Raw genomic sequence first — 19,114 nt, forward strand, 5'->3', positions numbered from 1 at the left:
AGGTTACTCGCGTGGGTCCAACAGCAGCTTGCCGGTGGTGCGGCGGGCGGCGAGGTCGATCTGCGCCTGCGCCGCCTGCGCGAGCGGATAGGTGGCGCCGACGACGACCCGCAGCTCGCCTCTTCCCGCGCGCGCGAGCAGGTCGTCGATCGCCGTGCGGACCAGCTGCGGCCGCTCCCACAGGTGGTTGAACCAGAAGCCGGCGACGGTCCGCGAGGTCTTCAGCAGCTTGCCGGTGCGCAGCTCGTTCTGCTCGCGCGAGGAGATCCCGTGCACGACGATCCGGCCGAACGGCGCGAGCGCCTCGAAGCAGGCGTCGAAGACGGCGCCGCCGGCCAGCTCCAGCACGACGTCGACCGGTCTGCCGCCGTTGGCCTCCAGCAGCCGCTCGGTGAGGCCGTCGGCGTCGCCGTCGACGGCCGCGTCGGCACCCAGCTCCAGCGTCAGCGCGCGCTTCTCGGCGGTCGATGCGGTCGCGATCACGCGGCCGGCGCCGAGCGCGCGGCCGAGCTGCGTCGCGAGCGTGCCGACGCCGCCGGCGGCCGAGACGACGACGACCGACTCGCCCGCGCGCAGGCGCGCGCTGGTCTCGTACAGATGCCAGGCGGTGAGGCCCTGGATCAGCAGCGCGAGCGCGGTCTCGTCGGAGACGCCGTCGGGGATCGGGAAGGTGCGAGCGGCCGGCGCGGTCGCGTACTCGGCGTAGCCGCCGCTGCCGCAGACGGCGACGACCCGCTCGCCCGTGTCGAGCCGGCGGCCGGCGACCTCGATCCCGGGCACGAGCGGCAGCTCCGCCTTCGCGACGTAGACGTTGTGGCGCTGGTGCGTGTCGGCGAAGTTGAGGCCGGCGCGGCTGACCTCGATCAGCAGCTCGCCCTCCGCCGGCACGGGTCTCGGCAGCTCGACCAGCTGCAGCTGCTCCGGCCCGCCGAACTCCCTCAGCTGGATCGCGCGCATATGGCGCCGGAGGCTAGAGGAGGCCGCGCGCGGTGACCGCCGATACCCTGTGCGTTCGTCGCGCACGTCGTCACGCGCGCGCGTCCGTCTCTGACTCCGACCGAAAGAATCGTCCGCTCCATGGCCCTCACCGTCGTTGGCTCGATCGCGTTCGACGCCGTCACCACGCCCTTCGGCACCCGCGAGAAGATGCTCGGCGGCGCCGCGGTCCACTTCTCGCTCGCCTCGTCGTTCTTCACGGACGTGCGCGTCGTCGGCCCCGTCGGCGACGACTTCGGCGACGCCGAGTACGCGATCCTGCGCACGCGCGGCATCAACACCGACGACGTCGAGCACGTGCCGGGCGGCAGAACGTTCTTCTGGAGAGCGCACTACGACTTCGACATCAACACCGCGCACACCGACGACACGCAGCTCGGCGTCTTCGGCGAGTTCGACCCGAAGCTGTCGCAGGCGAGCAAGGACAGCGAGGTGCTGTTCCTCGCCAACATCCAGCCGGACGTGCAGCGCGCGGTGCGCGAGCAGAGCAACGCGAAGTTCGTCGCGCTCGACTCGATGAACCTGTGGATCGAGATCGCGCGCGACTCGCTGATCAAGACGATCGAGACGGTCGACTGCGTCCTCCTCAACGACGCCGAGATCCGCCAGCTGACCGGCAAGGCGAACCTCGTCCAGGCGGCCCGCGAGATCCGCGCGATGGGCCCGAAGGTCGTCGTCGCCAAGCAGGGCGAGTACGGCGCGGCGCTGCTGACCGAGGAGGGCTTCTTCGGCCTCCCCGCCTACCCGCTGGAGACGGTCAACGACCCGACCGGCGCGGGCGACTCGTTCGCCGGCGGCTTCGTCGGCTACCTCGCCGCGCACGGCGGCGAGGACCTCTCGCACGAGACGCTCTGCCGCGCGATGGCGTACGGCACCGCGATCGCCTCCTACAACGTCGAGGAGTTCGGCACCGAGCGCGTCTCGCGCCTCACGCGCGACGAGGTCACCGCGCGCGTCGCCGAGCTGCAGAAGATCACCCACTTCGTCGACGCGCCGGTCGAGCTGCGCGCGTAGACAGCTCGCTCCGTCAGCGTGAGTCTGCTGGTCGACGAGACCAGCGGATTCACGCCGATCAGGGGTGCGCCAGTCGCGCGCCCAGCTTCTCGCCGCTGCGCATCATGAATGCCAGCGGACCGAGCATCGCGCGCACGGCGACGGCGCGTGCCGGGCTGTTCTGGCGCGCGACGCGCGGACCCAGCTCCGCCGCGAGCGTCGTCAGCGCCGGCAGCGGCCGGATGAACAGCACCAGCCGCGTGATCAGACCGGCCTCGTCGAGCGTCACGTGGACCGACTCGTCGAGCGCGACGCCGCGCACCTTCGCGTGGCCGGTCAGGACCCGCTGCCGCGCGTCACCGGCGTCGGCGCTGAAGCGGCGCTCGCTCGTGACGACGAACACCTCTCGCATCACCGCCAGCACCTGCTCGCGGCCGCTGAACTCGAAGCTGTCGGTGATCGGCGACTTCAGCGTCACGCCCGGCGCCAGCGTCGCGCGCAGCGCCTCGAGGTCACCGGCGTCGACGGCGGCGCAGTAGGCGGCCGTCGCGGTTGTGGACTCCATCTCGCTCGCCATCGGCCGAGGCTACAGCGGCGTCGGGTGGTGCGGGTAGGGTGACCGGGTGGTGGCGTGCAGGATCGATGCACGCGATACTTGGGGCTGAACATGGCTGACACGGAGACGAGCAGAGACGGCGCGACGAGCGAGCTGGGGACGCGGCTGCGCGGCGAGCGCGAGCGCCAGAGCATCGGCGTGCGCGAGCTGAGCCGGCGGCTGGGGGTCTCGGCCTCGATGATCTCCCAGATCGAGCGCGGTCGCGTGATGCCGTCGGTCAACACGCTCTACTCGATCACCTCCGCGCTCGGGATCTCACTCGACGACCTCTTCGGCGAGGCGCCGGGGGGCGTGCGGTCGCTGGCCGCCGTCGCGGGCGCCGGCGCCGCCGGCGAGGCCTCTGCCGAGCCTGCCGCCGAGCTGCCGAGCGCGCCGCTCGCACCGCCGGCGTCGCCGGTCCAGCGCGGCGAGGACTGCCAGAGACTGCAGCTCGGCTCGGGCGTCACGTGGGCGCTGCTGACCTCCTCCCCGCGCCCCGACATCGACTTCCTCAAGACGACCTACGCGGTCGGCTCGGAGTCGACCCCGGCCGACGCGCTGATGCGTCATGCCGGCCACGAGTACGGCACCGTCCTGGACGGCCGCCTCGGCGTCACCGTCGGCTTCGACACCTACGAGCTGGAGCCGGGCGACTCGATCTCGTTCGAGTCCTCGACGCCGCACCGGCTGTACAACGCCGGCGACGAGCCGGCCGTGGCGATCTGGGTCGTCGTCGGTCGCGGCGGCGACCCGCGCGCCGACTGACACACCCCGCCGCGCCAGCCGCGCGTTTGCCGTCACTTCACGTTGCGTTTATCGTTACGCAACATGGAGAGAACGCTGATCCGCCACGCCCACGTGGTGTCGCTCGACGCCGCCGTCGGCGACCTGCGCGACGCCGAGATCCTGATCGAGGGCGATGCGATCGCCGCGATCGGGCACGACCTCGGCGTCACCGACGCCGCCGCGATCGACGCCCGCGGCGCGATCGCGATCCCCGGCTTCGTCGACACCCACCGCCACACGTGGGAGGCGGTCCTGCGCGGGATCGAGGCCGACGCGACGCTGGCCGACTACTTCGACGTCGTGCTCGACACGCTCGCGCCGAAGTACCGCCCCGACGACGTCCACGCCGGCAACCTGCTGGGCGCGCTCGACGCGCTCGACGGCGGCATCACGACGCTGCTCGACTGGTCGCACATCTCCAACACGCCCGAGCACTCCGACGAGGCGATCCGCGCGCTGCGCGACGCCGGCCTGCGCGCCGTCTACTGCTGCGGCACGCCCAACACCTCGGTCGCGACCTGGTGGACCGACAGCGCCCAGCCGGCGCAGGACGACGTCCGCCGCATCCGCGCCGAGCAGCTGTCCGACGACAGCGGCCTGATCACGATGTCGCTGGCCGCGCGCGGCCCCGGCTTCTGCCTGCCGGAGGTCGTCGCGCACGACTGGCGGCTGGCGCGCGAGCTGGCGATCCCGATCTCCGTCCACGTCGGCTTCGGCCCGGCGGTGCACAGATTCGAGATGGTCAAGCGGCTGCACGAGCAGAGGCTGCTCGGCCCCGACACGACCTACATCCACGGCAATCTCTGCGACGACGAGGAGCTGCGGCTGATCGCCGACAGCGGCGGCACGACGAGCATCGCGCCGACCGTCGAGATGCTGATGGGCCACGGCCTGCCGCCGGCCGCGCGGATGCTCGCGCACGGCCTCAGACCGAGCCTCTCGATCGACGTCGTGACCGGCTCGCCGGGTGACATGTTCAGCCAGATGCGGACGCTGCTGGCGACCGAGCGCGCGCTCGTCCACGATCGCCTGCTGCGCGCCGAGGAGGGTCGCCTGCACGACGACTCGCCGCCGCAGGCGCCGCTGCTGAGCGCCCGCCAGGTGCTGGAGTTCGCGACGATCGAGGGCGCCCGCGCCTGCGGGCTCGACCGCCGCATCGGCACGCTGACGCCGGGCAAGCAGGCCGATGTCGTGCTGATCGCGACCGACCGGCCCAACACCTGGCCGGTGATCGACCCGGTCGCGACGGTCGTCTGCTCCGCCGACACCGGCAACGTCGAGACGATCCTCGTCGCCGGCAGAGTGGTCAAGCGCGACGGCCGCCTCGTGCGCGACGACTGGACCCAGGTGCGCGACGCCGCGACCGCCGCGAGCGCGCGCCTGCTGCCGCACGCCAGCGGCTGCACGGCGCACGCCCACTAGGACGACGGCTCAGTCGGGGACGACGCCGACCATCAGCGCGGCGTTGTCCTCGCCGGCCTCCAGCTCGCCGGACTCGATCTTGCGCGCGAGGTCGAGCATCAGCGCGTTGTAGGGCGCGTCGCGGCCGGCTCTCGTCAGCACGTCGACGACGAGGCCGTGGATCTCCTCGCCCTCGGCGCGGCGGCCCTTCATCCAGTCCTGCAGCACCGTCACTCTCGTGTCCTCCAGCGACCAGCCGCTGAGGACCGCGTCCAGCAGCGCCGCGGCGTACTGCTCCGGCGGCGTGTCCTCGATCCCGTCCTGGCCGAAGATCGGCACGATTCTGCAGCCGGCGGCGAGCGCCGCCTCCAGCGCCTCGGTGCCGGCGGCGTCCATCACCGCGCGCATCCCGGGCGCCTTCAGCGAGCCGACGAGCGTCGCGTTGAGGACCGCGGAGGGGACCATCTCGGCGGCGTTGGCGACCAGCTTCATCCACTTCGCCGAGCGGATGTCGTCGCGCACCTCGCATCTGCCGGCGTGGCGCAGCAGCGTCGCGACCTGCTCGACGCGCTCGTTCGCGGGCGCCTCGAAGGCGCCGACCGCGAACCAGGTGCCGGCGCGGCCGGTCTGGCGGTTGACGATGCCGGGCTCGAACATGTTGCCGGCGATCTCGATCACCGCGCCGACCGTCCGCTCCGGCCCCACGATCGAGGCGACGTCGTCGATCGTCATGCCGTTCTGCAGGCCGCAGACGACGCCGTCGGCGGCGACCAGCGGCTTGATCAGCTCGCAGACCCAGCGCGTGTCGTACGCCTTCACGCCGAGGAAGACGACGTCGAACGGCTCGCGCAGCGTCGCGACCTCGCAGAGGTGAAGCGCGTTGACCTCGGTCCGCTCCTCGCTCCCGTCGGGGGAGCGGACGAGCAGGCCGTCGGCGCGCATCGCCTCGACGTGCGCGGGCCACTGCTCGACGAAGGTGACGTCGAGCCCGGCGCGGACCATGTCGGCGCCGATCGCGGCGCCGTTGGCCCCGGTCCCGACGACGGCGATACGTGGCTGTGTCATCTGCACTCCCGTCTCATTGCAACGTCACTGTCCGGCCGGCTGCGCCAGCGCGGAGGTCTTGACGCCGCGGGCGCGCGAGTAGGCGCCGGCGGCGAACAGGATCAGGATCCCCGGCAGGAAGAACTGCCACGACTGGTCGAGGCCGAGGAACGGCGTCGCGGTCGCGATCTCCTGCAGCAGCAGGGCGCCCAGCAGCGCGCCGACGAACGAGCCGCGGCCGCCGAAGATCGAAGCGCCGCCGAGCACGACGGCGGTGATGCTCGTGAGCGTGTAGTTGATGCCGGCGGAGGGGTCGCCGATCCCGATCTGGGCCGACAGCATCAGGCCGCCGAGCAGCGTCAGCAGCGCGCAGCCGACGTAGGCGGCGACGACCGTCAGGCCGACGCGCGCGCCCATTCTGCGCGCCCGCTCCTCGTCGGAGCCGACCGCGCGCAGCAGCAGGCCCCAGCGCGAGCGGCCGAGCGCGAGCTCCAGCACCAGCGCGAGCACGACGACGACCACGAACGCCAGCGGCACGCCACCGACTCTCTGTGTCAGGAATCTCGTCCAGTCGGCCGACAGCGAGCCCTCCGGCTGCGGCCGCAGCAGCAGCGAGACGCCCTGCAGCACGATGTAGGTGGCGAGCGTCGCCAGCACCGGCGACAGCTTCACGACCCGCACCAGCAACCCGTTCGCGAGCCCGACCGCGACCGCGACCGCGATCACGACGACGATCCCGAGCGTCCAGTCGGCGCCGCTGGATCCCAGCCCGAAGAAGAACGACAGGACGACGACGGTCAACCCTGCCAGCGGACCCACCGAGAGGTCGATCCCCGCGGTCAGCAGCACGAGCAGCTGACCGAAGGCGATGAAGGCGAGGGCGCTCGTCAGCAGCAGCATGCTGGAGACCGACCGCTCGCTGAAGAAGAACTCGTTTCTGCCGGTCGTGTAGATCGCCAGCAGGATGAACAGCAGCGCCAGCACGAGCGCGGGCGCGCGGTCGCCGGCGGCGAAGCGGCGCGCCTTCAGCCATCTGCTCGCCTGCTGGGCGAGCGAGCCGCGGTGCTCGGAGGTGGCGGTCAGGGCGGCGCCGGTGATGTTCTCCTCGGTCACGTCGTCGCCCTCGAGCGTTCTGACGATCTGCCCGCGCGAGAAGACGTGGACGCGGTCGCAGAGGCCCTGCAGCTCCAGCGCGTCCGAGGACACGACGACGACGCACGAGCCCTCGGCGGCGACGCCGCGCATGACGCGGTAGATCTCGACGCGCGCGCCGGCGTCGACGCCGCGCGTCGGCTCGTCGGCGAGCAGGACGGTCGGCTGCTTCAGCGTCGAGCGCGCGAACAGCACCTTCTGCTGGTTGCCGCCCGAGAGCGAGCCGACCGGCGTGTCCTCGCTCGGCGTCTTGATCTGCAGGTCGGCGATCTGGTGGGCGACCGTCGCGCGCTCGCGCGCGGAGCGGACGACCGGGCCGGAGGCGACTCTGCCGAGCGACAGCAGCGAGGTGTTCTCGCGCACGGACAGGTCGAGGAAGAGGCCCTCCTCGTGGCGGTCGCCGGGGAGGTAGACGATGCCGGAGGACTGGGCGGCGCGCGGGTCGCGCACCGAGGCGGCGGCGCCGCGCACGCGCACGTCGCCGCGCGAGGACTCGATCCCCGCCAGCGCCCGCAGCGCGTCGCGCTGGCCGTTGCCCTCGACGCCGGCGAGGCCGACGATCTCGCCCTCCCCGACGCTGAAGCCGACGTCGTGGAAGCGGCCGCCGGAGAAGCTCTCGACGGTCAGCAGCGGCTCGGCCGGGGGCGCGTCGAGCGGCCGCTTGTCGGGGAAGGCGCGCTCGATCGAGCGGCCGACGATCAGCTGGAGGATCTGCTCCTCCGAGACTTCCGCCGCGTCGAACGTGCCGCGCATCTCGCCGTCGCGCAGGACGCTCAGGCGGGTCGCGATCCGCTTCACCTCGGGCAGGCGGTGGGAGATGTAGACGACCGCGGCGCCGGTCGCGACGATCTTCTGGATGCGCGCGAACAGGACCTCGGTCTCGGCCGCCGTCAGCGACTCGGTCGGCTCGTCGAGCACGAGCACCTTCGGGTCGCGCACGACCGCCTTGGCGATCTCCAGCAGATGCCGCTCGGCGACGCCCAGCTCGCCGACCCGCCGCGCGGGGTCGAGCTGGATGTCGATCGCGCGCAGCTGCTCGGCCGCCCACGCGCGGGCGCTGCCGAGCGACGGGCGCTTCTCCGGCGGCAGCGAGAAGACCATGTTCTCGGCGACGGTCAGGTCGTCGAGCACGGAGGTGTGCTGGTAGACGACCGCGAGGCCGAGCGCCGCGGCGGCGCTCGGCGTCGGGCTGTCCATCGTGGTGCCGGCGATCTCGACGGTGCCCGAGTCGGGCACCGTCGCACCGGCGGCGACCGCCATCAGGGTCGACTTGCCCGCGCCGTTCTCGCCGACCAGCGCGTGGACCTCACCGGCGAGGACCTCGAAGCTGACGCGCTTGAGCGCACGGACGCCTGGATAGGTCTTTTCGACGTCGGTCAGCCGCAGGACGGCGCGAGGAGTCGACATGGCGGGGCTTCTCCTAGTTGGTCTTGCCGTACTTCGCCAGATCGTCCTCGCTGAGGTCGTTGGAGAAGTAGGTGTCAGCCGGGAATCTGGGGTCGCATCTGGGCTTGTTGTCGCCGGTGCTGTCCTCGGTCAGGCCGAGCGCGAAGATGCTCGGCTCGTCGAGCGGGATGCCCTCGGCGGCGGCGATCGCCTTGCGCGCCGCGATCCGGCCGAGCCAGTTGCGCGACGAGATCGTCGCCAGCTCGAAGTCCGGGTTGGAGCCCTTCAGTCTGTCCCACTCGCACGCGACCGCATGCGACTCGGTCGTCGCGATCGGGACTATTCTGCGGTTGGCCTGCTGGAAGGCGCGCAGCGCGCCCTGCGTCGCGTCGCCGTAGTCGATGATCGCGCCGTCGATGTCGGGGTACTGGGCCAGCAGCGCAGCCATCGTTCTCTGCGCCTGCGCCGGATCCCAGTTGGTCGCCGGGTAGTCCTTGTCGCCGGTCAGCAGTCTGATGTCCGGGTACTGCTTGAACGTCTCCACGACGCCCTTCAGCTCGTCGATCGAGACCGGCGTGCCGGCCGGGCCGCCGAGGAAGACGACGTTGCCTCTGCCTCTGAGCGTCTCGGCCATCCATCTCGCCCATGCGGCGCCGTTGGCCTTCGTGTCCCAGTCGACGTAGTCGTCGTAGTCGGTCCCTCTCTGGCCGGAGGGGTCGGCGCCCCACGCGATCACTCTCACGCCGGCCTGCGTCGCGGCCTTCAGCGACGGCACCTGCGCGGCGCCGAAGTCGGGAATGATCGCGAGCGCGTCGATGCCCTGCGCGACCATGCCGTTGACGTCGGAGATCGACTTCTGCAGGTCGGCGCCACCGGCCGCCACGACCTGTCTGACGTTGGGGCAGCGGGCCGCCTCGGAGCGGACCGTCGCGTACGACGCCTTCGACCAGGCGTTGACGCCGAAGCCGTCGTGGATGCCGAGCGTTATCGGTCTGTCGCCGCACCACTCGGTGCCGTCGACCTTGCCGGCTCTCGCCTCCAGCTCCTCGGCCGAGGCGCTGGCGGGAGCGGCGCCCGAGTCGCCGCCGGACGTCGAGGACGACGTGCTGGCGCTGCCGCCGTCGCTGCCCGACGAGCTGCTGCTCGAGTCGCCGCAGGCGGCGACCCCGAGTGTCACGGCGCATGCGAGCGCAAGCGCCAGCAGCGCGCGGACGCGGTGCGCCGCGCGCGAGAGCTGCGAATTCATAGACCTCTCCTCCGTTGAACTAATTCGCGACGCGAGCGCGTCGCAGACGTGCCCACGGCACGTTGCGCAGTCCCATCCCGAGCGCGATGATCGCGCCCTGGATCAGCAGCTGGACCGAGGAGGCCGCGCCCATTCCGAGCACGACCTGGTTGAGCTGGGTGAGGAACAACGCGCCGACCGCCGTGGCGGCGACGCTGCCGCTGCCGCCGGTGAGCGCGGTGCCGCCGAGCACGACGGCCGCGATCGACGGCAGCAGGTACTGCTGGCCGGGCTGGAGGCCCGGGGTCTGCAGGAAGCCGGCGAGCAGGACGCCCGCGGCCGCGTACAGCAGGGCGGCGACCACGTACGTGCCGAGCTGATGCTCGCGCACGCGGATGCCGGCGGCGACGGCGGCGCGCGGGCTCGCACCGGCGGCGACGAAGCGCCGGCCGAGGATCGTGCGCCGCACGACGAAGGTCGCCAGCGCGATCAGCACGATCGCGATCACGACGGTGTTGGGGATCCCCGCGACCTTGCCGGAGGCGAAGTCGACCAGGGCGGGCGGCGCCGGGTTGGAGGCGCTGCCGCTCGTGTACTGCAGCACCGCGCCGGTCAGCAGCGCGTTGACGCCGAGCGTCGCGATCAGCGGCGTGATGCCGAAGCGCGTGATCGCGATGCCGCTGATCAGCGCCGCGACGGCGCAGGCGGCGAAGGCGATCAGGATCGCCGGCAGCAGCCTGCCGTTGGCGCCGTCGGGGTACTTCGAGACGATCACCGCCGCGAGCGAGATCATCCCCGGCACCGACAGGTCGAGCCCGCCCTGCTGGACGATCAGCGTCTGCCCGGCGGCCGCGAGCGCGAGGATCGCGGCGAACGGCAGCATGCCGAGCAGCGCCGAGCCGTCGAGCGAGCCGCTCGCCAGCAGCGGGCTGACCGCGAACAGCAGCGCGGTCGCCGGCCAGATCGCGAAGTAGGGCGTGCGCACGAAGGCGCGCAGCCAGCGCAGCGGTGCGATCGTCGGCATCGCAGGGCCCTGGTCGGCCCCGGCGCTCACGGCGTGCTCGCTCATGCGTGCGTGTGCACTCGCGGGATCCAGGTCCCGTCGAAGTTGCAGTCGGAGATGCCGGTGTCGTCAGCGGCCTGCGTCAGCAGGTGCTCGCGGGTCGCGTTGACGAGGCCCTTGGCGCGGTCGAGGTCGAAGTCGACCAGCTCGCCGTCGCGCTTGACGACTCTGCCGGCGACGAGGATCGTCTCGACGAGGCCCGGGTGGGCGTTGTAGACGATCGCGCCGACCGGGTTGTTGAGCGGGAACATGCCGAGGCCGTCGGCCTTCAGCAGCAGGATGTCGGCCTGCTTGCCGGGCGTGATCGAGCCGGTGACGGAGTCCAGCCCGCAGGCGCGCGCACCCTCGATCGTCGCGAACTCGAGCACGTCGCGGGAGCTGATCTTCAGCAGCTCGCCGTTGGAGAGCGTGCCGCCGGACGCCTCCAGCGCCGCGTTGTCGATCGCGTGCTGGGTGACGAGCGTCGTGCGCATCTGGCTGAACATGTCGGTGCCGACCGCGGAGCAGACGTCGACCGAGAAGCTCGGCCGCACGCCGGCCTCCATCAGGCGGCCGGTCGCCGGCCAGCCGTGGCCCATCTGCATCTCGACGATCGAGGCGATCGAGGCGGTGCCGCCGGAGGCGGCGATCATCGCCAGCTCGTCGTCGCCGAGCGTGTTGCAGTGGACGTAGGTGGTTCTGTCGTCGAGCAGGCCGTTGGCCTTCATCCACTCGATCGGGCGCGTCTTGCCGAGCTCGCCGTCGCCGACGTGGACGGTCACGCGCAGGTCCAGCTCGCGCGCGATCCCCCAGTCGTGCAGCGCGACCTCCTCGGTCGTGAACTGCGGGCCGCGGATCGCCAGCGCCATCGTGTTGAGGCCGCTCTGGCCGTTGAAGTACTGCTCGCGCACGCGGCGGACGTCGTCGGCCGGGTGCGGCGTCGTGTTGCCGGGGACGGGGCTCCAGCCGGCCGAGCCGCCGCCGTGGGCGAAGATCGTGCGCGCGCCCGAGTCCTTCAGGCCGGCGATCGCGCCGTCGGCGTGGTCGGGCGTCGCGAGGTTGTGCGACCAGTCGAGCAGCGTCGTGATGCCGGCGTCGAGCGCCTCGACCGTGCCGAGCAGGTTGCCGGCGTAGGTGTCCTCGGGGCGGTAGTGCTTGCTGAGACCCGTGTGGATGCCCGCGAGGTAGTGGAACAGCGACCAGTCGGAGCCGATGTTGCGGACCGGCGCCTGCCACGTGTGACGGTGCGTGTCGACGAAGCCGGGCATCACGATGCGGCCGGTCGCGTCGATGACCTCGACGTCCTCGCCGACCTCGATCGCGGGCGCGACCTGGGTGATCACGCCGTCCTCCACGAGCACGTCTCCGCGCTGCAGGTCACCGATAGCGCGGTCGACGGTGATGACCGTTCCACCGCGAATGAGCATGCGCTGGTTCGCCACTTCTCGCTCCGTTCTCTCCTCCGGGTTACGACAACGGTGAAGGTAACGAGCCTCGCGAGACGTGTCAAGCAGGAATTACCAAAGTCGTCATTTCGATCATTTTCACTACACAGTGGTGGTCGATCTCCCTACACTCCGCCCCGTGGGGAGGAGTCCGCGAGAGGACGAGCCGGCGCTCGACGCGCTGCAGCTCGGAGAGCGCCTGCGCGCGGTGCGCGAGCAGGCGGGGATCGGCGTGCGCGAGCTGTCGCGCCGCGTCGGCATGTCGGCGAGCATGATCAGCCAGCTGGAGCGGGGCTTGACGATGCCGTCGGTGACGACGCTGTACGCGATCACGACGGCGCTGCAGGTGTCGTTGGACGCGCTCGTCGCGCCCGACCCCGCCGCGCTCGCGCCGGAGGCCGAGCCCGCGCTCGCTGCCGCCTCCGTCATGGAGACGGCCCCGCCGACTCTCGCGGAGTTCGCCGCTGGCGGCGCCACGCTGACGCCCGCGCGCGAGGACGCGCCAGGCCCCGTCGCCCGCCGCACGGCCGGGCGCCGGATCGCGCTGGAGGCCGGCGTGCGCTGGGAGCTGCTGGCGGCGACGCCCGCGCCCGACGTCGAGTTCCTGCGCGTCACCTACGAGCCCGGCGGCGCCTCCGCCCCCGCCGACGCGCTGCAGCGGCACGAGGGGCGCGAGTACGGCACCGTCGTCGAGGGCCGTCTCGGCGTGACCGTCGGCTTCACCACCTACGAGCTGGAGGCGGGCGATTCGATCTCGTTCGCCTCGACGATGCCCCACCGCCTCTTCAACCTGCACGACGACCGCGCCACGACCGGCTTCTGGGTCGTCGTCGGGCGCGCGGGTGGCGCCGACCCTGCCGTGTATCTATAGTGAACGCTCATGGAGCGTGAGACTGCACGAGACCGCGATCCGCGGCTCGTCACCGGCATGGTGCGACAGCTCGCCGCCCGTGCGGCGGCGATCGACGCGGGCGCCCGCCCGCTCGGCTGGAAGGTCGCGCTCGGCGCGCCCGCGAGCCAGCAGGCGGCAGGGATCGACCAGCGCGTCGTCGGCCACCTGACCGACCGCAGCGTGCTCGCCGACGGCGCGACCGTCGCGATCGGCGACTGGACGCAGCCGAAGATCGAGGGCGAGATCGCGATCCACCTCGCCGCCGACGTGCCGGCCGGCGCCGACGCCGAGACGGCCGCCGCCGCGATCGGCGCGCTCGGCGCCGCGATCGAGGTCGTCGACACGTCACATCCGCTGAGCGAGCTGGAGCGGCTGCTGGCGGAGGGGATCTTCCACCGCGGCGTCGTGCTCGGCCCGCCGGTCGCCGCGCGCGCCGGCGGTGACGACAGCGGCATCGTCGTCAGCGCTTCGCTCGACGGCGCGGAGGTCGCGCGCGCGGAGGACCCGCGCAGCGCGATCGGCGGCTCGCCGGCCGAGGTCGTCCAGTTCGTCGCCGAGCAGCTCGCCCACGACGGCCTCTCGCTGCGCGCCGGCGACGTGATCATCGGCGGCTCGGCGATCCCGCTGACGCCCGTCGCGCCCGGCCAGCGGCTGCGGCTCGAGGTCGCCCCGCTCGGCGTCCTGGAGCTCGACTTCACCGACTGACCCGCCCCGTGGCCGCGCCCCGCCCGGAGGCCGTCGCCCGCCCCGCATCGGCGCGCCGCCGGGCGCCACCCGACCCCCAAGGAGGATCTATCGTGCGAATTGCAGTGCTTGGACTGGGACGGATGGGCTCGGCGATCGCCGAGCGCCTGCTGCTCGCCGACCACGAGCTGACCGTCTGGAACCGCTCGCCGGCCGCGACCGAGCCGTTCGCCGCCCGCGGCGTGCGCGTCGCCGCCTCCCCGGCCGAGGTCTGGCCCCACGCCGACGTCGCGATCACGATGCTCGCCGACGGCGCCGCGCTGGAGGGCGTCGTGAACGGGCTGGTCGAGGGGCTCGGCGCCCCCGCCGCCGGCTCCGCGTCCGGCGACGCCCCCGCGCCCGCCGGCGACACCCCCGCGCCTGCCGGCGACGCCCCCGCGCCCGCCGGCGACACCCCCGCGCCTGCCGGCGACGCCGCCGCGCCCGCGAGCGACGCCTCCCCCGCGGCGCCCGCCGCCCGTACCGTGATCGACATGGGCACGGTCGGCGCCGACACCTCCGCGCGCGTCGCGGAGCGGCTCGCGGCGCGCGACGTGGCGCTGCTGCGGGCGCCGGTCTCCGGCAACCCGGGCGTCGTCGCGGCCGGCAACCTCGCGATCGTCGTCTCCGGCCCGCGCGCGACCTTCGACGCGCTCGCCCCCGCGCTCGCCGACATCGGCCCGCACCTGCACTACGTCGGCGCCGAGGAGCAGGCGCGCGTCGTCAAGCTGGCGCTCAACCTGATGCTCGCCGGCACGACGCAGCTGCTCGCCGAGGCGCTCGTGCTGCTGGAGGCCGAGGGCGTCGAGCGCGCCGCGGCGCTCGGCGTGATCAACGGCTCCGCCGTCGGCAGCAACTTCGTCAGATACAAGAGCGAGGCGCTGATCGCCGACGACTACGCCTCGACGTTCACCGCCGAGCTGATGCGCAAGGACCTCGAGCTGGCGCTCGCCGCCGGCAGAGCCGCCGCGGTCCCGCTGCCAGTGACGGCCGCCACGACGCAGCTGTACGCCGGCGCGATCGCCCAGGGCATGGGCCAGCTCGACCTGACCGCGCTGCTGCCGCGCCTGCGCCGCGAGGCCGGGCTCGACACCGAGCGCTGAGGCCGCCGCTCCCGCCGCGCGCCCGGCGGGAGCCACCCGCCGCCGGCGACGCGGCGGCGAGCGCGCCCTACAGCGCGTCGAGCAGCAGCGCGAGGTTCGACGGGTCGGGCGCCAGCTCGCCGCGCTCGACCCGGTGCGCCAGCTCGACCACCGCGCGGTTGGCGGGCGCGTCGTCGCCGAGCCGCGCCGCCTCGGCGACGACGAAGCCGTTGATGTCGTCGACCTCGCTGTGGCGGCCCTTGCGCCAGTCGTGCAGGATCGTCGTCGTCGTGTGCTCCAGCACGAAGCCGGCGTAGAGCGTGTCCAGCAGCGTCTCCACGACCGCCTCCGGCCGCGCGACGTGCTCCGCTCTCAAGCCGAAGATCGGCAGGATCTGGTGGCCGCGGGCGGCGCCGGTGTCGAGCGCCTCCTGGCCGCAGCGGAGCATCAGCTCGCGCATCCCCGGCTGCGCCAGCGCGGCCCGCATCGGCAGGCCGAGCAGCGCGGTCGTGACGAGCGTCGTGCAGTTGCTGACGAGCTTCATCCACTTCGCGGCGGCGATGTCGTCGACGACCTCGACGCTGCCGGCGCAGGCCAGCAGCGAGGCGACCTCCTGCTCCCGCCCGGCGGCCGCGTGGTCGATCGCGCCGACCGCGAACCACGACCGCTCCGGCGGCGAGTGACGCTCGACGACGCCCGGGACCGTCATCTCCGAGGAGACCTCGATCACCGCGCCGAGCGTCCGCTGCGGCCCGACCGCTGCGCCGACGACGTCGGTCGTCATCCCGTTCTGGACGCCGACCAGCAGGCCGTCGGCGGCCAGTCTCGGCGCGATCAGCCGTGCCGCCCAGTCGGCGTCGTAGGCCTTCATCACCATCAGCACGACGTCGAACGGCTGCGTGACCGTCGCGACCTCGCAGAGATCGAGCGCCGTCGCCTCGACCTCCAAGGTCCGCTCGGGCATCTCGATCCGCAGACCGTTCGCGCGGATCGCGCGGACATGCTCGGGCCACTGCTCGACCAGCGTCACGTCATGACCGGCGGCGATCAGGTCGGCGCCGATCGAGGAGCCGTTGGCGCCGCTGCCGAGGACGGCGATCCGGCGCCCGTCGCTCATGCGACCCGCGCGCCCAGGCGCGCCCGCACGGCCGCGACGATCGCCTCGACGCCGGGCAGGAAGTCGTCCTCCAGCGGCGGCGAGTAGGGCGTCGGCAGGTCGTCGGTCGCCAGCCGCCAGACGTCGTCCAGCTCGCCGAGCGCCTCCTCGCCGACGCGCGCGACCAGCTCGCCGGCCCAGCCGCCGGTCAGCGGCCCCTCTTCGAGCACGAGCAGCCGGTTGGTCTTCGTCACCGAGGCGACGACGGCCGGCACGTCGAGCGGGCGCAGCGTGCGCAGGTCGACGACCTCCAGTTCGATCCCGTCGGCGGCGAGCGTCTCGGCGGCGGCGAGCGCGTGGTGGACGCTGGCGGCGACGGTCGCGACCGTCAGGTCGGCGCCGGAGCGCACGACGCGCGCCTCGCCGATCGTCGCGACCTCCTCGCCGCCGTGCTCGCCGGCGTCGCGCTTGAGCGAGTAGAGCCGCTTGTGCTCGAGGAACAGGACCGGGTTGTCGTCGCGGATCGCCGCCTTCAGCAGCGCCTTCGCGTCGGCCGGCGTGCTGGGGGCGACGATCTTCAGGCCCGGCACGTTCTGGAACCAGGCGACCGGCGACTGCGAGTGGATCGCGCCGAAGCGGCCGCCCGCGCCGAACGCCGAGCGCACGACGATCGGCGCCGGCGCCTGCTCGTTGGAGAGGTACCAGTACTTCGCCGCCTGGTTGACCATGCCGTCCATCGCGAGCGGGAGGAAGTCGGCGAACATGATCTCGATCACGGGGCGCAGGCCGCAGACGGCAGCGCCGAAGGCGGCGCCGGTGATCGCCAGCTCGGAGATCGGCGTGTCGAAGACGCGCGCCTCGCCGTGGGCATCGTAGAGCCCCGGCGTGGCGGCGAAGACGCCGCCCGGCTTGGCGACGTCCTCGCCGAAGAAGACGACGCGGTCGTCGCGCGCCAGCTCCTCGTCGAGCGCGTCGCGGATCGCGCGGCGGAATTCGAGCTTGTCAGCCACGGGGAAGATCCTTCCGGGTCACAGCGCCAGCAGCTCCGGCGCTTCGAGCAACTCGCGCACGCGCGCGAGGAAGACGGCGCCGTCGGCGCCGTTGAGGATGCGGTGGTCGCAGCTGAGGCGGGCGGTCAGCGTCCGCCCGAGCACCAGCTGCCCGTCGCGCGCGACCGGCTTCTCGCGCACCGCGCCGACGGCGAGGATCGCCGCCTGCGGCGGGTTCAGCACGGCGGTGAAGGCGTCGACCCCGAACATGCCGAGGTTCGAGACCGTGAAGGTCGCGCCGTCCAGCTCGCGCGGGGTCAGCCTGCCGGCACGCGCCGCCTGCGCCAGCCGCCGCACGTCGGCGGAGATCTGCCCGAGGCTGCGGGCGTCGGCGTCGCGCACGGTCGGCACGACGAGCGCGTCGTCGGTCGCGACCGCGACGCCGACGTTGACGTGGTCGAACAGCTCGACCGCCGCCCCGCCGCCGCCCGCGCCATCCGCGCGGTAGGCGCCGTTGACGCGCGGATGCTCCCGCAGCGCCAGCCCGCAGGCCTTGATGACGAAGTCGCCGAGCGACGGCGGCTTGCTGTCCCCCAGCAGCTCCTTGAGCCGCTGCCGCATCGCGATCGCCGCCCCCATGTCGACCTCGACGTCGAGCACGAAGTCGGGCGCCGTCTGCTTCGAAGCGGTCATGCGCTCGGCGATCAGGCGCTGGACGCGGGTGAGCGGAACGAGGTTGGCCGCGTTCAGCGCCGGCGTCACCTCCGGCTCGGCGGCGGGCACGGGGTCCGGAGCGGGGGTCGGCTGGGGTTCCGGCGCCGGTCTGGCGGCCAGCACGTCGCTCTTGACCACGCGTCCGTTGGGCCCGCTGCCGACCAACGCCGCGAGGTCGATGTTCAGCTCCGCCGCGATCCGCCGCGCCAGCGGTGAGGCGCTGACGCGGCGCGCAGCGGTATCCCCGTGAATCTGCTGGTCTGTGGGACCAGTAACTTCACGGGGATCGGAGGCCTCAACGCCCTCCGGGATGATCTGGGCGATCGGATCGCCGACGGCCACCGTCTCTCCGGCCGCTACGAGCACGTGGAGCACTCCATCGGCCTCGGCCTCGTAGGGCATCGTCGCCTTGTCGGTCTCGACCTCGACGATCTCCTGGCCGCGCGTCACGGCCGCGCCGTCAGCGACCAGCCAGGAGGCGATCGTGCCCTCCTCCATCGAGTCGGAGAGGCGCGGCATCGGGACCGTCAGGACCGCGACCGCGCCGCTCATGACGTGCTCGGCGCGAACTCGCGCGCGCCGTCGCGCTCGGGCGTCGGGTACGGCGCCGCCAGCGACTGCGCGACGATCCGCTCGAACTGCTCCGCGACCGCCGCGTCGACGCCGTCGACCACGTCGCCGGAGACGCCGAATGCCTCCGCCAGCCGCTCGCGCGCGACCTTCAGCGGATCGCGCGCCTTCCACTCCTCCAGCTCGCCCGGCTTGCGGTACTTGGCCGGGTCCGAGCGCGAGTGGCCGACGAAGCGGTACGTCATCGACTGGATGAACTGCGGCCCCTCGCCGTCACGGGCGCGCGCGACCGCGGCGGCCGCGGCCTCGCGCACCGCCCAGACGTCCATCCCGTCGACCGTCTCCGTCGGCAGGCCGAGCGCCTGCGGACGAGCGGCGATGTCACCGGCGGTGACGTCCTCGAACGGCGTGAACTCGCCGTAGCGGTTGTTCTCGCAGACGAACACGACCGGCAGTCTCAGCACCGCCGCGAAGTTGAGGCACTCGTGGAAGTAGCCGTGGTTGGTCGTGCCCTCGCCGAAGAAGGCGACCGCGACGCCGCCTCTGCCCTGCCGCTGCAGCGCCAGCGCGGCGCCGGTCGCGGCCGAGATCGAGCCGCCGATGATGCCGAAGCTGCCGATCAGGCCGTGCGCCTGGTCGATCACGTTCATCGACCCGGCGCGCCCGCCGCAGACGCCCGTCTCGCGTCCGAGCATCTCGTCCAGCAGCGCCTGCGGGTCGACCCCGGCGCCGAGCGAGTGGCCATGGCCGCGGTAGGTGCCGGCGACCTTGTCGCGCTCGTCGAGCACGTCGCAGACGCCGATCGCGCCGGCCTCCTCGCCGATGTAGAGGTGCGTCGTGCCGTGCACCTCGCCTCTCTGGAAGAGCGCCTGCACCGCCTCCTCGAAGCGGCGCACGACGAGCATCCGGCGGTACAGCTCGAGCCCGTGCTGGGCCGGCCCGCTCAGCTCGCTGGCGGCGGGCGCCTCGGACGCGCGCGCCAC

Annotated in this window: 17 protein-coding genes; 6 read left to right on the forward strand and 11 right to left on the reverse strand. The window is 72.8% G+C overall.

Translation table 11 applies throughout. From position 1 onward, the window contains the following. Positions 1–3: 3 nt before the first annotated feature. Entirely contained in the window at positions 4–957 is a 954-nt protein-coding gene (locus tag Q7L73_RS23280) for a zinc-binding dehydrogenase (protein ID WP_304694009.1), read from the reverse strand. 120 nt (positions 958–1,077) lie between these two features. Between Q7L73_RS23280 and Q7L73_RS23285 the strand changes: the two genes are divergently transcribed. Continuing rightward, the gene (locus tag Q7L73_RS23285) at positions 1,078–2,010 is read left to right on the forward strand and encodes a PfkB family carbohydrate kinase (RefSeq protein WP_304694011.1); all 933 of its coding nucleotides are present in this window, start codon (positions 1,078–1,080) and stop codon (positions 2,008–2,010) included. 58 nt (positions 2,011–2,068) lie between these two features. On the opposite strand, the gene Q7L73_RS23290 is transcribed toward Q7L73_RS23285, so the two are convergent. Next, on the reverse strand, positions 2,069–2,566 hold the full coding sequence (locus tag Q7L73_RS23290) for a nuclear transport factor 2 family protein (protein ID WP_304694013.1): 498 nt from the start codon (positions 2,564–2,566) through the stop codon (positions 2,069–2,071). A 90-nt stretch (positions 2,567–2,656) separates the two neighbouring features. Between Q7L73_RS23290 and Q7L73_RS23295 the strand changes: the two genes are divergently transcribed. Next, on the forward strand, positions 2,657–3,349 hold the full coding sequence (locus tag Q7L73_RS23295; protein ID WP_304694015.1) for a cupin domain-containing protein: 693 nt from the start codon (positions 2,657–2,659) through the stop codon (positions 3,347–3,349). A 63-nt stretch (positions 3,350–3,412) separates the two neighbouring features. After that, positions 3,413–4,792: an amidohydrolase family protein gene (locus Q7L73_RS23300; RefSeq protein ID WP_304694016.1), complete on the forward strand. Its 1,380-nt coding sequence runs from the start codon at positions 3,413–3,415 to the stop codon at positions 4,790–4,792. Between the two features lie 9 nt (positions 4,793–4,801). On the opposite strand, the gene Q7L73_RS23305 is transcribed toward Q7L73_RS23300, so the two are convergent. Genes Q7L73_RS23305 through Q7L73_RS23325 form a run of 5 tightly spaced genes read right to left on the reverse strand, consistent with a single transcriptional unit; the run spans position 4,802 to position 12,047 of the window. Beyond that, on the reverse strand, positions 4,802–5,836 hold the full coding sequence (locus Q7L73_RS23305; protein WP_304694018.1) for a ketopantoate reductase family protein: 1,035 nt from the start codon (positions 5,834–5,836) through the stop codon (positions 4,802–4,804). A gap of 24 nt (positions 5,837–5,860) precedes the next feature. Then, positions 5,861–8,374, reverse strand: coding sequence for an ATP-binding cassette domain-containing protein (locus tag Q7L73_RS23310; protein WP_304694021.1), 2,514 nt, complete (start codon positions 8,372–8,374; stop codon positions 5,861–5,863). Positions 8,375–8,387: 13 nt separating this feature from the next. Further along, the gene (locus tag Q7L73_RS23315; protein WP_304694022.1) at positions 8,388–9,599 is read right to left on the reverse strand and encodes a substrate-binding domain-containing protein; all 1,212 of its coding nucleotides are present in this window, start codon (positions 9,597–9,599) and stop codon (positions 8,388–8,390) included. 19 nt (positions 9,600–9,618) lie between these two features. Further along, the gene (locus tag Q7L73_RS23320; RefSeq protein WP_304715673.1) at positions 9,619–10,602 is read right to left on the reverse strand and encodes an ABC transporter permease; all 984 of its coding nucleotides are present in this window, start codon (positions 10,600–10,602) and stop codon (positions 9,619–9,621) included. 41 nt (positions 10,603–10,643) lie between these two features. Further along, on the reverse strand, positions 10,644–12,047 hold the full coding sequence (locus Q7L73_RS23325; protein ID WP_304694027.1) for an amidohydrolase family protein: 1,404 nt from the start codon (positions 12,045–12,047) through the stop codon (positions 10,644–10,646). Positions 12,048–12,204: 157 nt separating this feature from the next. On the opposite strand from Q7L73_RS23325, the gene Q7L73_RS23330 reads away from it, so the two are divergent. The 3 genes from Q7L73_RS23330 to Q7L73_RS23340 all read left to right on the forward strand — a co-directional run bounded on the left by Q7L73_RS23330 (position 12,205) and on the right by Q7L73_RS23340 (position 14,783). After that, on the forward strand, positions 12,205–12,936 hold the full coding sequence (locus Q7L73_RS23330; protein WP_304694029.1) for a helix-turn-helix domain-containing protein: 732 nt from the start codon (positions 12,205–12,207) through the stop codon (positions 12,934–12,936). A 9-nt stretch (positions 12,937–12,945) separates the two neighbouring features. Continuing rightward, positions 12,946–13,662 carry a fumarylacetoacetate hydrolase family protein gene (locus Q7L73_RS23335; RefSeq protein ID WP_304694031.1) on the forward strand — a complete coding sequence of 239 codons (717 nt, stop codon included), beginning with the start codon at positions 12,946–12,948 and terminating at the stop codon, positions 13,660–13,662. A 104-nt stretch (positions 13,663–13,766) separates the two neighbouring features. After that, positions 13,767–14,783, forward strand: a complete 1,017-nt coding sequence (locus tag Q7L73_RS23340; protein WP_304694033.1) for an NAD(P)-dependent oxidoreductase — start codon at positions 13,767–13,769, stop codon at positions 14,781–14,783. A 67-nt stretch (positions 14,784–14,850) separates the two neighbouring features. On the opposite strand, the gene Q7L73_RS23345 is transcribed toward Q7L73_RS23340, so the two are convergent. The 4 genes from Q7L73_RS23345 to Q7L73_RS23360 are packed head-to-tail and all read right to left on the reverse strand — an operon-like array spanning position 14,851 to position 19,114. Then, a complete protein-coding gene (locus tag Q7L73_RS23345) occupies positions 14,851–15,879 on the reverse strand; it encodes a ketopantoate reductase family protein (RefSeq protein WP_304694035.1) in 1,029 nt (342 codons plus the stop codon). Continuing rightward, positions 15,876–16,868 carry an alpha-ketoacid dehydrogenase subunit beta gene (locus Q7L73_RS23350; RefSeq protein WP_304694037.1) on the reverse strand — a complete coding sequence of 331 codons (993 nt, stop codon included), beginning with the start codon at positions 16,866–16,868 and terminating at the stop codon, positions 15,876–15,878. The genes Q7L73_RS23345 and Q7L73_RS23350 overlap by 4 nt, the downstream gene beginning before the upstream one ends. Positions 16,869–16,886: 18 nt before the next feature. Further along, positions 16,887–18,113 (reverse strand): dihydrolipoamide acetyltransferase family protein, encoded by a 1,227-nt coding sequence (locus Q7L73_RS23355; RefSeq protein WP_304694039.1) that lies wholly within the window; start codon positions 18,111–18,113, stop codon positions 16,887–16,889. Beyond that, positions 18,110–19,114: a thiamine pyrophosphate-dependent dehydrogenase E1 component subunit alpha gene (locus Q7L73_RS23360; protein ID WP_304694041.1), complete on the reverse strand. Its 1,005-nt coding sequence runs from the start codon at positions 19,112–19,114 to the stop codon at positions 18,110–18,112. The genes Q7L73_RS23355 and Q7L73_RS23360 overlap by 4 nt, the downstream gene beginning before the upstream one ends.

The sequence above is a fragment of the Conexibacter sp. CPCC 205762 genome, from assembly GCF_030646155.1.
Taxonomy (GTDB): domain Bacteria; phylum Actinomycetota; class Thermoleophilia; order Solirubrobacterales; family Solirubrobacteraceae; genus Conexibacter.